This is a genomic window from Mycoplasma seminis (genome assembly GCF_030718845.1).
Lineage (GTDB): Bacteria > Bacillota_I > Bacilli_A > Mycoplasmatales > Metamycoplasmataceae > Mycoplasmopsis > Mycoplasmopsis seminis.
Window position 1 is genome coordinate 114,621 of sequence record NZ_CP132191.1, and the last position, 16,291, is coordinate 130,911.

At 26.6% G+C, this 16,291-nt stretch carries 15 protein-coding genes; 14 read left to right on the forward strand and 1 reads right to left on the reverse strand.

The genetic code is table 4. The annotated features are described in order from the left end of the window. Positions 1 to 495: 495 nt before the first annotated feature. On the reverse strand, positions 496 to 1,704 hold the full coding sequence (locus Q8852_RS00590) for an IS3 family transposase (protein ID WP_305938074.1): 1,209 nt from the start codon (positions 1,702 to 1,704) through the stop codon (positions 496 to 498). A 183-nt stretch (positions 1,705 to 1,887) separates the two neighbouring features. On the opposite strand from Q8852_RS00590, the gene Q8852_RS00595 reads away from it, so the two are divergent. The 14 genes from Q8852_RS00595 to Q8852_RS00660 all read left to right on the forward strand — a co-directional run bounded on the left by Q8852_RS00595 (position 1,888) and on the right by Q8852_RS00660 (position 16,291). Continuing rightward, the gene (locus Q8852_RS00595) at positions 1,888 to 2,904 is read left to right on the forward strand and encodes a hypothetical protein (RefSeq protein ID WP_305938075.1); all 1,017 of its coding nucleotides are present in this window, start codon (positions 1,888 to 1,890) and stop codon (positions 2,902 to 2,904) included. Between the two features lie 22 nt (positions 2,905 to 2,926). Beyond that, positions 2,927 to 3,214 (forward strand): hypothetical protein, encoded by a 288-nt coding sequence (locus Q8852_RS00600; RefSeq protein ID WP_305938076.1) that lies wholly within the window; start codon positions 2,927 to 2,929, stop codon positions 3,212 to 3,214. A 330-nt stretch (positions 3,215 to 3,544) separates the two neighbouring features. Further along, entirely contained in the window at positions 3,545 to 4,561 is a 1,017-nt protein-coding gene (locus Q8852_RS00605) for an HAD family acid phosphatase (RefSeq protein WP_305938077.1), read from the forward strand. Between the two features lie 98 nt (positions 4,562 to 4,659). Then, the gene (locus Q8852_RS00610) at positions 4,660 to 5,898 is read left to right on the forward strand and encodes a hypothetical protein (protein WP_305938078.1); all 1,239 of its coding nucleotides are present in this window, start codon (positions 4,660 to 4,662) and stop codon (positions 5,896 to 5,898) included. A 1-nt stretch (position 5,899) separates the two neighbouring features. Then, complete coding sequence (gene nrnA / locus Q8852_RS00615) at positions 5,900 to 6,865, forward strand: bifunctional oligoribonuclease/PAP phosphatase NrnA (protein ID WP_305938079.1); 966 nt, start codon at positions 5,900 to 5,902, stop codon at positions 6,863 to 6,865. After that, positions 6,865 to 7,839 carry a bifunctional oligoribonuclease/PAP phosphatase NrnA gene (gene nrnA, locus Q8852_RS00620; protein ID WP_305938080.1) on the forward strand — a complete coding sequence of 325 codons (975 nt, stop codon included), beginning with the start codon at positions 6,865 to 6,867 and terminating at the stop codon, positions 7,837 to 7,839. Before nrnA (Q8852_RS00615) ends, nrnA (Q8852_RS00620) begins: the two co-directional genes overlap by 1 nt. A 58-nt stretch (positions 7,840 to 7,897) precedes the next feature. After that, positions 7,898 to 8,893 carry a hypothetical protein gene (locus Q8852_RS00625; protein WP_305938081.1) on the forward strand — a complete coding sequence of 332 codons (996 nt, stop codon included), beginning with the start codon at positions 7,898 to 7,900 and terminating at the stop codon, positions 8,891 to 8,893. Beyond that, positions 8,871 to 9,596, forward strand: a complete 726-nt coding sequence (locus Q8852_RS00630) for a hypothetical protein (protein ID WP_305938082.1) — start codon at positions 8,871 to 8,873, stop codon at positions 9,594 to 9,596. Before Q8852_RS00625 ends, Q8852_RS00630 begins: the two co-directional genes overlap by 23 nt. Positions 9,597 to 9,679: 83 nt before the next feature. After that, positions 9,680 to 10,654, forward strand: a complete 975-nt coding sequence (locus Q8852_RS00635) for a hypothetical protein (RefSeq protein WP_305938083.1) — start codon at positions 9,680 to 9,682, stop codon at positions 10,652 to 10,654. Next, positions 10,647 to 11,381, forward strand: a complete 735-nt coding sequence (locus Q8852_RS00640; RefSeq protein WP_305938084.1) for a hypothetical protein — start codon at positions 10,647 to 10,649, stop codon at positions 11,379 to 11,381. Before Q8852_RS00635 ends, Q8852_RS00640 begins: the two co-directional genes overlap by 8 nt. 132 nt (positions 11,382 to 11,513) lie before the next feature. Further along, on the forward strand, positions 11,514 to 13,370 hold the full coding sequence (locus Q8852_RS00645) for a DUF262 domain-containing protein (RefSeq protein WP_305938085.1): 1,857 nt from the start codon (positions 11,514 to 11,516) through the stop codon (positions 13,368 to 13,370). A gap of 3 nt (positions 13,371 to 13,373) precedes the next feature. Beyond that, complete coding sequence (locus Q8852_RS00650; protein ID WP_305938086.1) at positions 13,374 to 14,111, forward strand: hypothetical protein; 738 nt, start codon at positions 13,374 to 13,376, stop codon at positions 14,109 to 14,111. A 54-nt stretch (positions 14,112 to 14,165) separates the two neighbouring features. Then, entirely contained in the window at positions 14,166 to 14,522 is a 357-nt protein-coding gene (locus Q8852_RS00655) for a hypothetical protein (RefSeq protein WP_305938087.1), read from the forward strand. Positions 14,523 to 14,524: 2 nt separating this feature from the next. Further along, a complete protein-coding gene (locus tag Q8852_RS00660; protein ID WP_305938088.1) occupies positions 14,525 to 16,291 on the forward strand; it encodes a hypothetical protein in 1,767 nt (588 codons plus the stop codon).

A 16,291-nucleotide genomic window follows, 5' to 3' on the forward strand; every position in this document is an offset into this window, starting at 1 on the left:
CCCAAAAAAATCACATGGTTTAGATAATTTGTATTTTTTAAGAGATTATATATTAATTATTGTTATATTACTCATTAATTATATTTTCTGTTTTGCTTTATTAATTAAAAGTAAGAATAGCATTATAAATTCTATGTTCCCAATTTTTTATATTAATAAATTAAAATTTACTCCAAACTATAGATCATTAATGTGATGATTAATATCAATTTTATTTCTAAATTTAGCTTCAATTATATTAACTGCTACATTTACAGGTATCGACTTTAGAAAAACAGTAGGCTCAACTATATGTTTTACTGTGTGAATAACAATAATTAGTATATATGTATTACATTTTTATATAACACTAATTGTTATGAATTATAAAGAAATTAAAATAATAAAAAATAATATGTAAATTAAAATTTAAAATAATATAAGAGCAAATTTGGAAAAATTATACATGGACAACTTATTTGGACTCCCCTCCTTATAAATTGTCTATTTTTTTGATTAAGAATTTAAAGCATAAAATTGATTAGGAGTTAATCATCCTAAATTAGATTGAATTCTTTCCGAATTATAATATTCAATAAAATCTTTGATAATTACTAATAATTCATCATATGAAGTTGTGTTGTAATTAACAAAATTTAAACATTCAGATTTTAAAATCGAGAAGAAATATTCTGCTTCTCTATTGTCTAGAGAATTGCCTACTCTACTCATCGATATAGTCCCGTTTTTAGAATTAATTAATTCAATATACTCTTTTGAAGTGTATTGATAACCGTGATCTGAGTGAATTATTCATGGTGAATCAAATTCTAATTCTTTTATATGCGAAATAACAAGTTCAGTATCATTTCTGGTTGAGACATTATAATTTAACACTCTTTTTGTTTTATGATTTATTGCGACTGATAAAAATAAGTGATTTAATACATATTTTAAATCGTAAGGAACTTTTAGGTATGTAACATCTGTTGCTACAATATTTCTATTTTCTTTATCGTTATAATCTCTTTTAACTATGTTGTCACATTGTGCAGAAGTATTTTTAATTTCTCTTTCTTTTTGTTTTTGTCTAACTCTACATTTAAGGCCTATTTGTTTCATTCTTCTTCCTATTGTTCTAGAAGAAATCTTAATACCGTATTCTTTTTCTAATACAGCAGAAATTCTAGCTCTTCCAAAATTTCTTTTGTGCTTGTAAAACACTTCTTTAATTTCATTTTCATATTCAATTTCTTTATCTGAATTTTTAGAAGTTTTTTGGCTTAATAAATTAAATAAAGTGCTTCTAGACATGTTAAAAGATTTAGCTATTTCAGCTTTACTTGATTTAATATTTTTGATTTTGTTCAAATCTTCTTCAGGAATATCTTTGACAATTTCTCCATATTTTTGTCAAATTTCTAGTATTGTAACCATATCGTCTTTTGAAATCTTGTTTCAATTAACTTTTGTATTTTTTCTTTTTCTTCCACGTTTATCTTTTGATAATTTGTAAACTACTTCTTTATTCATATTATGTAAATTATAATGTTTTATAAATTCAATAATTTCCATTAATTGATTTTTTGGTAGTTGAATATTTGTGGCTATTTCAAATAAATTTATGAATTTTTCATAAGGAAATTTATTTCTTTCTATAGTGAGAATACAATTGAATAATCTTTCCATTAATGATTTATTCAAAACAATTTGCTCTTTTATCATAACTTTTACAGTCTAAATAAAGTGTCCTAGTTTAAAATGTGGAAAAAATGAGAGCATTTCCACATTTTTGCAAAATTAAAACATCGGTTTCCTACTAATTAGTAAGATTCCGATGTTTTTTCGTCTCCTTAATGTAAAATAAGTGTGTAAATTCAAAAATACTAAAGGAGGCACTATTATTATATGCTATCAAACGCAAAACATTACCAAAATAATTTAATTTGTTTGAAATTTAGAGCTAAATCTAGAAATTCAAAATACTCAACTGAATTTACAACTCGTTATAGTCATTACGTCTTAAGACCGTATTTAGATAAATCAAAACTTAAGATGTTAAATACTAAAATTCAAAATATCAAACAGTATTCACCTAGAGAATTTACAATAGAAAAAATGAAAGATTTGTTCAATAAATTAAAAGATGAATGAAGTCTTTTAGAGATTTCAAGACAAATGTCTTGTGATATTAAAACCATTAGGGAACAAATTGAAAAAGCATCTGAGGAGTATAAAGTCCAAACATCATTATTCTGCAAAATTTGCAAAAGACATGTTGGTGCTTTTTCGTACCTTTCAATAAACGAATGAACCAAATCAAAAATCTATACAAGAGAAAATACCTTGGATGGAAAAAGAATAACATCATTAGAAAAATGAAAACCATTACACGAATTTACGCAAGATTGAATTTCCAAACATAAAGAATATAGAAGTTTAACAACAGCCGAAAAGAAAAGACTAACAAGCGAACAACTTGTTTATTATAGAAAAACTTCGTTGCAAAAAATATTAGATAAGTTTGAGGATTATGTAAAAGAAAATAATCTACAAAATGTTTTTATTCCTACCGTACAGGGCTTTTATGAATATATCGACAGATATTATGTTGATTTTGAATATAAAATACTTACTTTAAAAAGAAAGTATGGAATTGCAAAAAGCAGACTAAAGAAACCTAAAAAAGCAAAAATTAAATCTAAATTAAAATTTGCAAAAAGTGTTCACGAGCGTTCAGAAAAAATAAATATAAGAGAAGAATTTGGACACTATGAAATAGATACTGTTCAGTTCAAAAAGACAAGTAAATATTGCTTAGTTACATTGCTAGAAAGAAAAACTAGAATGTTATTTGCGATGTATTCTAAAAGAGATGCAGTCTCCGTCAGATTCAGCGCTTGAAAAGCTGATATGCAAATATAGCTTGAAAATTCTAACTTTAACAATGGACAATGGTTTAGAAAATTCTGAACTTCATAAAGTAAAATCCATAAAAGAATTTTATGTATGTGACCCTTATTCTTCATGACAAAAAGGAAGTTTAGAAAACGCACATAAAGAGATTAGAAAGATTATTCCAAAAGGTTATGAACCACAGTTTATTTGTGAAAATTTCATATTTGAATTAATTGATTCAATTAATAAAGATAAACGAAATTATTACTTTGAAAATAGTCAATATCCAGTTAGAATTTCACCATTTGAATTATTTAAAAATTACACAAAAATTTAAAAAATTGGCTCGAAAAAATAAGCCGAAACGACCCTGTCGTGTATTTTAACATACCCATTTTTTAAAAACTTGATAAAATTTAAAAAGAATTTTCACATTTTATGAAATTACACATTAAGTAGAAAGCCAATCTTTTAATTAATCATTGCAAGTGCAACTATTGGTGCTACTATTTTACCTATAACAGCTGTATCTTGTTCAGACAAATCTACAAACGATAATGTAGATTTACAAAAGAAATTAGATAAAGCTAATGAAGATTTAGCTGCAACAAAAACAGCTTTAGAGGCTGCGCAAAAACAAGCTACTGACTTATTAGCAAAAAGAGGAATGACTCAAGAAATTACATCTGATTTGTGGAATTCATTCTCATCAGAAAAATATGTAACAGGAGTTCAAACTTATAGATTAGCAAAAATTTCATTTGATGCAATGAAATCTCAAACTAATGCTGTTACAAATAAAGTAGATACTTCTGGAGCTGAAGTTGCTGTTCAAGCAACAACTGGAGATGAATTTGTTCCTGTTGTATTTATGGATCTTGATGACACTGTTCTAAATAACTTTTTATATCAAAACTGATCAGTTGTAACAAATCAAACTGAATTCAGTTCTTCAGACTGAACTAAATATGTAAACACAGCTACCGCTAAGGAAGTTGCTGGTGCAATTGAATTTATTAAATACGTTTGAAGCCAAGGCGGAGTTGTTATGTTCAACTCAAATAGAAAACAAGTATCAGAACTAAAAGGAACAAAAGACAATCTTGTAAAATTAGGTCTAGATGCTAAATATATGCCTGATTGAATTTGATGAATGAAAGGTGAAACAAAAGCTGAAGCAGGTCAACAATATAACTTTGATAACAGAAACATAAGTGTTTCTAAAGAAGAAAGAATGCATTATGTAAACAATAACAAGTTACCTATTGGTCAAAATTCTGTACAATTTAAAACTGTAATGAGAATTGGTGATGATATTTCTGACTTTAACGATAACTTTTCAAAACGTAAAGTTGATGGAAAATTCATGACTGCTCAAGGTGTTATTGATGCATTAAAATCTTCTGATACAAATTATGGTAAGTTATTTGTGAATACAGATACTTCAGTAAAAGGTGTATACTTTAATCCTACAACAAATAAATGAGAACAAGAAACTCAATCAGAAAGCTATGTATTTGTAGCAGGAAATGCAAGCTACGGAACATGAGTTCGTCATTTAATGGATGGTGGATATTCAATTGATTATGAAAAAGCTATTCAATTATTATCTACATGACAATACAAACCTACATCAGCTGCACAACCAGCTGATTCAGGAAGTCAAACAACTCCGGCAAAATAATTTTTAAATCTTAAAATTGTTATTTGTTAGTCTAAATTATATCCAGAGAAATCTGGATATTTTTCTACTTTAAAATATGAATGTAGTAAAATTTAAATATGTTTAAAAAACTTAAAAAATTATTATTTATTTCACCTATAATTGTATGTTCTGCTTTACCTATGGTTTCAATGGCTTGTACACCACAGCAACAGTATAAACAAGCAATTAAAGATTGAAATTTATTGCTTGATCAATATAAGGCAGATTATCAAAATGGAAGTTATCAATATAAATATTTAGTAACCGCTATGGAGAATGCATCAAAATATTTCGCTTATGTTGATAACTTTGCAGACGAAGATGGTGGGCATTATTCAGCTAATCACTATTTTCAATTAGTAGCTTCATTAAAAGCTAAAGAAGAAATAGCTAAAAAGTTTGTTGAAAAGTTGAATAATGAACCACAAATTTATGATGCTAGAAAATTAGATATTATATTAATATATTTTACTATTAATATTAATGCAAATGATTCTTCTAATGAAACAAAGAATATAAATTCGCTTGTATCCACTCTGACAAATACTATAGGAGATATAACTAAAAAAACTGAACAAAATTCTGTTAAAACTAATTATGATAGAATTCTAAATATCTATGAAGAATCACAACAATGAATTCGAGGCTATATAACAATATATGATTATTTAATTAAATCTAAATTAGTTTCTAATACAGAAGATATTAATAAAACTATCACTAGTTTAAAAGAATCTTGAACTAAATTTAATCAAACTATAGCAATCTTTGGAAGTGATTTAGATAAGGATTCAAATAATTGTTCTGAATTATATAATTTACTTAAAAATGGAAAAACTTCTTTATTAAATACATTACAGAGCATTGAAAATAAAGATCAATATATTTGAGAACAAATTCGTGGATTACAAAGAATAGATAAAACGCTTCTAGCTCTACAACTTAGTGATAAATTACTGCAAGCAAGTAAATGAGTCTTTTATGATGTTTATGCAGAAATTTTATTTAGTTTTTACCAAAAACTCCAATTTGCCTCAGTACTTACTTCAACTCAATATATTAATTTAACTACTAGTTTAAGTAAAGCAGGTAGAAATTTTAGACAATTTATTAAGCAATTAGAAACAAATCCTGAAATATCACCTGAAGAACTAAAGGAAATGCAAAATTGAGATATTTTTGAAAGAATTGAAACAGAAGATAAAACTCAAAAAGTCATACCTGGAGCAGAATTTATAAATGAAATAAATGATAAAATTAAAGAGTATTTAAAGCAAAATAATAATCAAGATAATCAAAAGAAAGGAAATAATTAATATGATTATAGGAAACTCAAAAGTAGCAATTGAAGCTATTGAAAAATACGATAATATCGTTATTTTTCACCACATTAGACCTGATGGAGACTGTTTAGGTTCTCAAGCTGGTTTAGCTGAATTAATTAGAACAAATTATCCAGATAAAAAAGTCTTTACACCAGGAAATAACTTACACTTATTTGATTTCATGGGATATCACTTTGATAACATTGAAGATATTGATTTTACTAACTCACTAGGTATTGTAGTAGATGCTTCTAGTGGAGATAGAATCGAATGTGCTCAACTTTTATATGAAAACAAAACAACAGCCAAACTTAGAATTGATCACCACCCAAATGGTGCTGACATTAATTACGATTACAACTGGATTGATGAACACTATGTAGCTGCTGCTGAAATGGTTGCACAACTTGCATATGATGCAAACTGAAGTGTAACTCAAAAAGCTGCATCTCATATTTACCTTGGAATTAACACTGACTCAGGAAGATTCCTTTTCCCTGATACAAGTGCGAGAACACACCGTTTAGTTGCTTTCTTAATGGATACAGGATTTCATCCAGCTAACATTTTAAGAGAACTTTCACAACGTACATTTAAATCAATTAAATTCGTTGGAAAAATTCTTTCAGAATTCAAAAAAGAAGGAAGAGTTCTTTATTATGAAATTGATGCTGATACATTAAAAGAATATGATATGGATTCTTTTGAAGCAGCACAATATGTAAATGAACTTGGAAATATTGAAGATAATTCATGTTGAGCTTTATTTATCCAACTCGAAGATGGTAAAGTACGTGGAAGATTAAGAAGTAATGGACCACTTGTAAACAAAGTTGCTAACCAATTTAATGGTGGAGGACATGATAATGCTGCTGGTATTACACTTGATTCTTGAGATCAAGTTCCTGCGGTATTAAAAGCATTAAATCAAGCTATTGTTGAATGAGAGGCTAAATAATGGTTATTGGTAGTTTAGAACTTGTTACAAAAGAATTATATAAATATGATTCAATCGTTATTTTCCACCACATTAGACCTGATGGAGATTGTTTAGGTTCACAATTTGGACTTAAAGAATTAATTCAAACTAACTTTCCTAATAAAAAAGTTTATGCAATCGGAGATGCAAAAGGTTCATTTGAATTCTTAGATATTAAAATGGATGAAATTCCTTCAGATGAAATACTTGCTAACTCTCTTGGGGTAGTGGTAGATGCTAACTTTAAAGAAAGAATCGAATGCAGAGAAGTACTTGATAAAAACTTATTTAAACAAGTAATTAGAATTGATCACCACCCTAATGATGATGATTTAGGTGAAGATTGCATTAGATGAGTAGATTCTTCTTATATTGCTGCTGATGAAATGATTACAAATATCGCAGTAACTAATGAATGAAAAATTACAGCTAAAGCAGCTGATTTCTTATATTTAGGAATTAACACTGACTCAGGAAGATTCCTTTTTGATAAAACATCAGCTAGAACTTTATATTTAGCTTCAAAACTTTACCAAGCTGGACTTAGAGCAGATTTTATCCACCAAAATTTAGCTAAAGTTACACTTGATGATTTAAAATACAATTCATGATTAATGTCTACACTTAAAACACGTGATGGTGTAGCTTATATTCAAAATGATTTAAAATCAACTGCAGCGTTTGGAAAAACTCCACAACAATCTGTTAGAGTTAATGCAATTGCTAATATTGATGGATTCCCATTCTGAGTTCAATTTACTGAAGAGGAAGACGGACGTGTTAGAGTTGAATTCAGATCTAATGGACCTATTGTTAGAAATGTAGCCCTTAAATGAGGTGGTGGAGGTCACGAAAGAGCCTCAGGAGCTATGATAGATTCAATGGATTTAGTTGAAAAAGTTATTGATGATTGTGTTGCGGAAGTTAAACGTTATCAAGCTGAAAATAAATAATTAAGAGAAAATGTGCTTTGACAGCACATTTTTGTTTTTATTATTTTATAATATTAATATGAATGAAGTAAGAATTCCAAAGAAGAAAATTATTTGAATAAACCCACAAGCTAAAGACGATGAAGATGTTATCTTTATGATTTGTGGATTTGTTCAATGTAAAGAAATTAACATGGGAACTTTAGCTGACTTAAGACTATTGTATCCTAATTTTGAATTTATCATCACTGAAGGAAGATGACAAATCGACGATAAAATGATTCCGTATATTGATAAAGAATGGTTAAATGGGCTACTAGCTTCAATTAATATGGGACTTTATAAAGAATTAGCTGGTCTTGATGAAATGGAAGAAGAAGCATACCAAGAGGCTTTGTACACACATGATTATGAAATCATGACTACTTCACTAGTAGACCAATTATTTGTAGCGCTATTTAACAAGCTAGATTTATTTTCAAATATTAAACCTAAAGCTAAGAAACAATGTTATGAATTTTTATGTGTCTCAGAATTTTATCAAAATGCCTTAGGTAATTTATTTTATGTGCAACATTCAATTGAATTACCTACACCAGAGGCTATTGAAAAATATGCTGAAGACTATATAAAAGATTCCAATATCAATACTTATAATTCTGTTTTAGATCTTTATGACAGTTTACAAAAAAAAGTCCCTGATGATATTGTTGAATTATGATCTAGACAAGAATATTTAATTGAAGAGTTTTTAGAAAACGTATATTTAAATAAATATTATTTCTATTTTAAAACTGCTGGTGCTTATCATGCAAAAATCATGCAGATAATGATGTTTGTTATTTGATATGGTGCAGTTTTATCAGACGATAAACAATCTGCGGATTATAGTAAAATAATTGATTTTATCTTTAGTTATAATGCTAATGTGCAAAGATTTAAAACTACTTCTAGCCCTATAATAATAGTGCCTTGAAAAGACAAAGGAATATTAAAGAAATATAAAGAATATTTTGACAAAGGACTTGAAATGATAGATAAAGAAGGTGTATATGTACAAGACGATACAGAATAAAGCAAACTATCAAAACACTGTTATTGGAACATATAATGAATTTATTGAATTTACTAATCAAGTAATCAAAGAAATTTTCATTTTTCCTAAGTTAAAGCAACCGCAAAAAGAAGCTTTTCAAAAATTAACTCAAGTATTCCTACGCTCAATTATGTATATTCCTGTTTTAAAAACTAGAGATGAATTATTAGAACATAAAGCATTAGTAGATATTTCAAATATTGATCCAATTTACTTTGAACAATATAATAAATTTGTTGATGATTCAGGACTGTTTACATCTATTAGAGATTTAAATGTCCAATTAGTTAATTTAATTATTGATGATATACAAAGTGATGAAGCCTACTCTGCTTTTAGAAATAATATAGTGGAATACCAAGCTCAAATCGAAGGAGATGATTGTTCTCATCCAGCTAGCTTAACAAGTGATACTAGAGAGTTATATGAAATCTTTAACACATTTATTTATCTATACCTACTAGGTAAAAATGAACAATTATGTTTAGATCTATCTCCTTTTGTGATGTATGAAGTATTTAATAATGCTTCAGTAAATATAACTAAACAAGATGGAGAGATAAAAAAAGAAAATTGATTCCAATTTAGTAGAGTTCAATACCATAAGTTCTCTGTTGAAAAAATGAAAAAATATATCTCACAAGGGCTTAAAATTTATTTAAACTCAGTTGAAAAAGAATAATACACATTAAAAGTGTGTATTTTTATATCTATTTTTAAGTGCTTTTATGAATTTTGTCAGAATTAATTTATAATTATTACATTATGAAAAAAACATTTATATGAAAAAACCCACAAGCTAAAAACAATGAACAAGTTATCATTCAAGTTAATGGTGAAGGTGGAAAAAGTAAAGAGCTTAAAATCGGAACACTTAATTCAGTTAAAAAGCAATGTCCGATATTTGAAGATATTTTAAATAAAATTTCTAATTTCCCTTTACCAGAAGAAATGTATCAAGAAGTTAATAAAGAAATTGTAATGGGAATTTTAACTACATTTGCAAAACTTGCAGATTCTAATGAAGAAGGGATAAGACAACGGCAAGCAGAAGTTGATAAGTTTGAAAAGGAAATGATGGACTCTCATGATCATATCACTACTACAGAATCGCATGCTTATGAATTCTTCCATGAAATATATGTAAACTTTAATCCTTATGGATATCTAAAAGATAGTGTTAAAAAAGAATGCTTTGAAAAGTTTAGTATTAGCGAATTTTACAAAATGGGATTAGGTAATGTTTTTATATTGCCTCATGAAATAGAAGAATTAGATCATGTTAGGGATATAAATAAATATGTAGAACTATATTTTGGTGTCAAAGGTATGATGGAGTATCGTAAATTCAGAGATAATTTCTGAAAAAGTATTGTTGCTAGAACAGAGGAATTAGAAGGTTTAAGTTTCATCTTATTCAATAATCGATTTGTGGTTTGAACAAGTAATTTGATAAGAAATAAATACAGTTTTTACCTTTCTACTGTGTCTGATTTCCATTCAACTTTAATAAAATTCATTATGTATTTAATCTATATCGGAGGGGCACGCCACAATGATTCAGATGTTGAAAACTTAGATAACATCATGGATTTTATCTTCAATTACAACAAGAATGTTACTATTAATAAGTTAAACCAAAAAAGCGGAGTTAGATGAGAAAATAATGGTATTAATTCTAAATATAGAAAATATTTTGCTGAAGGAATTGAAATTGTGCTAGGAGAAAAAAATGTATAAAGTTATTTCAAAAAATATTACTAATAAAAAAAGTGATGACCAATATCTTGTAGGAACATACAATGTATTTATTCCATTAGCAGATGAAGTAATTGAAAAACTATTGACTTTTTCTCGGATGAAATCACCTAAAAAAGAAGTATTTCAAAAGCTTGCAAAATCACTATTTAGAACAGTTATGTTTGCACCTATGTTAAAAAGTAAGCAAGAACTTATTTCAAATAAGTCTACTATTGATACAAGTGAAATTGATGATAAATATTTTAAAGATTTTGAAAAATACCTCAGAGATGGTAATTTAGAAAACATCATCTGAGGAATAAATGACAAGCTTGCTACCATTATTGACAAATTTTATCGAATGAAAAAAGAGCAAAGAGAAGAATTCTATGCTTATTGAGAATATTTAGATGAAGAAGTTGATAAGGAACATATGTTTTATGGTCCTAATTTAAATAGTTATACTAAAGGATTATTTAGAATTTATAATACTTTTATTCTATTATATATGCTAGGTAGTGGAAGACATGATATTAGATATATAAATTATTATGTACTATTCTTACGTTTCAATTCAGCTAATTTTAATCTAAGCATCAAAGATGGTAAACAAACATTTAATGAAGAATGATTTGAATTAGAAAGAATTCCGTTATACAGAATAGAAATTCAAGACTTTATTGACGGTGTTAAAAAAGGACTTCAAATTTATCTAGAATCTTTATAAAAACAACTTAATTCGCACATCTATTGATGTGCTTTTTGTTTACTTATTTTACTTTTGCTCCAAATGTGGAAATTTTGTTCCATTTACTTGCTTTTTTTTTTTTTTTTTTGTAAAGTTTTTTATAGGAGGGGCTTGAAAAATAAGAGCCAAAAAATTATGCAAGTAAATGAAACAAAATCAATTCAAGATTGGATTTCATCTATTAACCACAAAGAAACATTAATTCCACATATTCAAAGAAGATTTGTTTGAAGCAAAAATGACATTGCAATTTTTATAGATTCATTATATAATGAATTTCCTTGTCCACCTGTGTTAAGTTGAAACATAGATATTAACACATATAAAGGCAAATTAACTGTAGAAAATGCTAATGCATGTGATTTATACGAAATTAATCCTAATTTTTATGAATCTAAACCTGAACAAATAAATTCAAAACATATTATTCTTAATGAAGATTTAAATAAAAAGAGAGAAATAATTTTTGATGGTCAACAAAGATTAACATCTTTATATATTGCTTTTAAAGGATTTTGAGTTAAAGAATCTAAAAATTCTAAAGAAGGTGATGAAAATGAGAACAGAAGTTATTTATATATGTCTTTAAAAGACGAAAATGAATCAAATAATCCATTATTCATGTTTAAATCAGGTAAAAACATAAAACCAGAAGAGTACTTCAGAGTTGAATCACTAGATAGCGAGATTTCTTCAAAGGATTGAATAGAAAAATATGTTGAAGATCACAACATTGATAATACTGGTAAAAACAGATTAGAAAGACTTCAAAAGTTATACACAACAAAAGGTATTATTAATAAAATGATCATTCCTGAAGATAAAAAGTTTGATAATGTAGTTGATATTTTTGTTAGATTAAATAACGGTGGAACACCATTAGATTCATGAGAATTAATATATTCCAAATTAGTTTCAGAATGAAAAGGTGGAAAAGAAATAATTGATGGTGCTGTTCAAAAATTTAACAATAAAGCTGGAACGAAAAATAAATATGATCGTGGATTCATAATTCGTACAGCTGTATATTTAGTCGCGTCTGGAAATGGTGTTATTAGAGCTGATAAAATAATAGAAAATAAAAAAGAGACTAAAGAAACAATCGAAAACATCCAAAAACATTGAGATCGAATATCAATCAGTTTGAAGGTTATGAGCAAGTTACTAAATAACTTTTATCGTAATATTAAGATACCGTCAGATTATGCATTATTGCCTATAATGTATTATATTTTCAAGGATGAAAAACATGGTCATGATTGATATAACAATGATGAATTTAAAAATGAAGTTCAAAAGTTTTTATTTGTAGCTTTTCTTAAAAGAGCATTTAGTAATGGTGGTTACACTGTTCTAGCACAAATGAGAAGTGAAATCGATAATTGATTTAGCAATAAAAATTCATCTACTAAATTTGAAGCTAAAAGATTTAATACAGATACAATTTCGTTCCATGCAGGTGATAAATTTAAACTAACTGCAGAGAATATAGAAAACATTTTAAATAACACAAGAAAAAGCAACAATATCAGTATTATTATTCTTTCTAATTTAGAAGCATACAAAAACGTTAAAGATACTGGAACACTAGTAGAAAACCAAGATCATATTTTTCCTACAAGAGTTTTTAATAAGACAAAATTTACTGAACAATTACAAAAAGAAGGTCTTAGTAAGGAAGAAATTGATAAGTATAATAAAGAATACTGTGATTCTTGAAAAAGACTAAAAGATACAATCCCAAATCTTCAACTATTAAGCGATTCAGATAACAAAGAAAAAAATGATTTGATGCCGGCCGAATGACTTGCTAATAATCCAAATAACAAAATTGATTATGCTTATTTTATAGATGAGGATGGAAATAAAAAAGAATGAGATAAATGAGATTTAAAAGATTTTGAAGAATTCTATAAAAATAGAAAAGAAAATATTATCGAAGAATTAAATGAAAGGTTTAATTGGTAAACAATGTTTGAAAAAATTTTTAAAATTGGAAAGAAACAGCAATTTAGTAAATATCAATTTGTTGCTAATATTATTTCTCTAATATTTGCAGGTATATCACTTGTGTCATGATTTGTAGCACTAGGATATAATGTTAATATCATAAATAATACTGGTGAATATCATAATATTGATAATTATGGAACTTTAATTTGCTTATTTATGGTTTTAATAGGTATAATTTCAACAATTATTTTTGCATCATTATATTTTAAATTTGGTAACATTGATAAAAAATGAGTTATATTTATTTCTACGGCATCAGCATTAATTTCGATATCTTTTATTTTATATGCTCCAATACTTAGCTGAGATATGAATAGTAAAGCAATAAATAATGGTAAAATCACATTAGTTGATGCATTGTTCTTATTTTGAAGTAGTTTTAGTTTTGAAGTTTCTATATCATTTTGAGTCTCATATTTCTCTCTAATAGTAGCTTACATTTTTAGAAGCTCTAATCGTGAAGTGTTATGAATTATATTGTTGCCTATTTTAGTTGTTATTGGTTTAGTAGTTGCAATATTATTAATTATGGGCGGTAAAAAAGACTCAAGTTCAAGATCAAATAGTCACTATGCACCTAACTGCAGAGAACATCACTGTGATAAATGTCATTCATACATAAAATACAAATTACAAAAAAATCAAAAACCAAAAGTACCATACTGAAAGGTGGACGAGTATTATATGGATAAGTAGACAAAGTTATTTGTCTACTTTCTTCATTTAATAATAAATTTTAAGGAGGAAAAGATGTTTGATTCACAATATCAAAATTTAAAGTCTAAAGTGAAAACTCTTACTAAAGAGTCAGAAAATATTATTTCTAAGAATGAAAGAATTATTAAGGAATTAGAAAATAAATATCAAAAAATTAATTCAACATTAAAGTCAGAAGTCAAGGATTTAGAATCTAAATTTGACAGATCAATGGAAAATCTTGCTGATGATATAAAGAAAGAAATTGCTTCTTACGAAGCTGATTTTAATCAAAAATTAGATTTATTCCAAGCTAATTCTTTTAATGAAATTAGCAAAACTAAAAAACAGTATAGAAAAGAATTTGATAAAAGAGCTGAAGCACTTTTCATAATTAAAGGAGAATTATAATTATGGCTGAATTAACAGAATATGAAATAAAGGAAATTGAAAATTTAATTTCAGACATAGAAAGTAGTTGTTTTGATGTTGAATCTATTTGCAAAAAACATAAATATACTAATTTCTCTCAATATAATAGTAAGCTTGAATCATATTCAAATAAAACTAAACAAAATATCGATTCTATTAAGAATGAAATGAAGAACAGCAATTATAGAACATGAGCTGATATTAGAAATTTCAACAACAAAAATATAGAAATGTCAAATCAATTTTCAAATTTATCAAATGAGATTGATAAATTAATAAAAAGAGAATTACCTACATTAGAAGTTAATTATTCAATGAGTTTTCAGGAAATTTGCTTAGAAGATATGGAGTTAGAGAAACAATTTCCTATGTATGAAACTAAGTTTCCAGAAGATCCAAAATTAAAAGAACCTGAAAGAATCTTAATTAAAGATAGAGAAAATGATAGGTGAGCATGATTGGTCGATGGTGAAGTTAGAGAAGATATTGAAGATGTAAATTTATATGAAACAACTGTTATACCACCTAAAAAAGAACAAGAAGAAATACAAATAATAGTTGATGACGATGACAACGATGATGAAGATGAAATAAATATTGAATTATCAGAAGCTTCTGAAGAGGGTCAAAAAGAAATAGATGAAAATCCGGTTGAAGAAATAAGCGAAGATTCAGGCGATGGAGAAATTAATGAAGATTGAGATGATGATGTAGATGCAGAAACGGATTTATTGGAAGAAGATTTTATAAGTGGTCGAACTTATTATCATGAATATAAGAAGAAAGAAGAATTAATTGATAAAGGAAATGGATTATTTGAAACCGAAAATTTTGTAACAACATTAGAAGATTCTGATTTTATTTATCCAGATATAACTAAATTAAGATTAAGTAATGTTTCAAAAATAAGCCCAAATGCATTCAAAAATTGCCCAAATTTAGAATTAATAATTATTTCAAGAGCAATTGATACATTTACTCGAAAATCATTCGAACATCTAAAAGAAGACTGTATTATCGCTTTTGAATACTCAGAAAAATTTATTAATTCGTTTTTATCGAATAGAAAAATACTTGATGGTAAAAAAGTCATTTTCGGTTATAAAACTGGTGATGAAAATAACCCAAATATTGTTCCTTATGTAAATCAAAATAAAGAACAAAAGAAAATAATTATTTCTAAAAATACACCATTAGATAATGATGATATAAAAGAATTATTTTTAAAACGTAATTCAAAATATGGTTTTACTTTAGAAGAGATTAATAGTGCTATTTCTGTAACTGGGAATAATTTGGATAAAAATGCAATTATTGAAAATGCTTTATTTATTAAATTATCTAATGGTCTTGCTACCAAAAATATTAATTCCTTTAATAGTGCATTATGATACATTATTTCTAAAAATAAAGGTTCTGATAAAAATATTGAATTCTTATTACTAGTGCTTTTTAGCGGTATGAATAAAATCAATATAAATAAAAGCTTTGATGATTCTTACAAAGATTATGTTCGCTTAGATAAATATTGATTGCAACAGCTTAATGAACTATTAAAAATAAATAATATTTCACAGAAACAATGAATTAATATATTAAAAGAATCAAAATACTTTAATGAATTTGTAAACACCTATGATAAAGAAATTTTCACATTTGAACAATCAGTAAAATTAATTTCTAAAGCACTTAAAAAACCAAGTAAAAATTTCTATGTTTATAAACATATTAAGAAAGGGAATAAATAG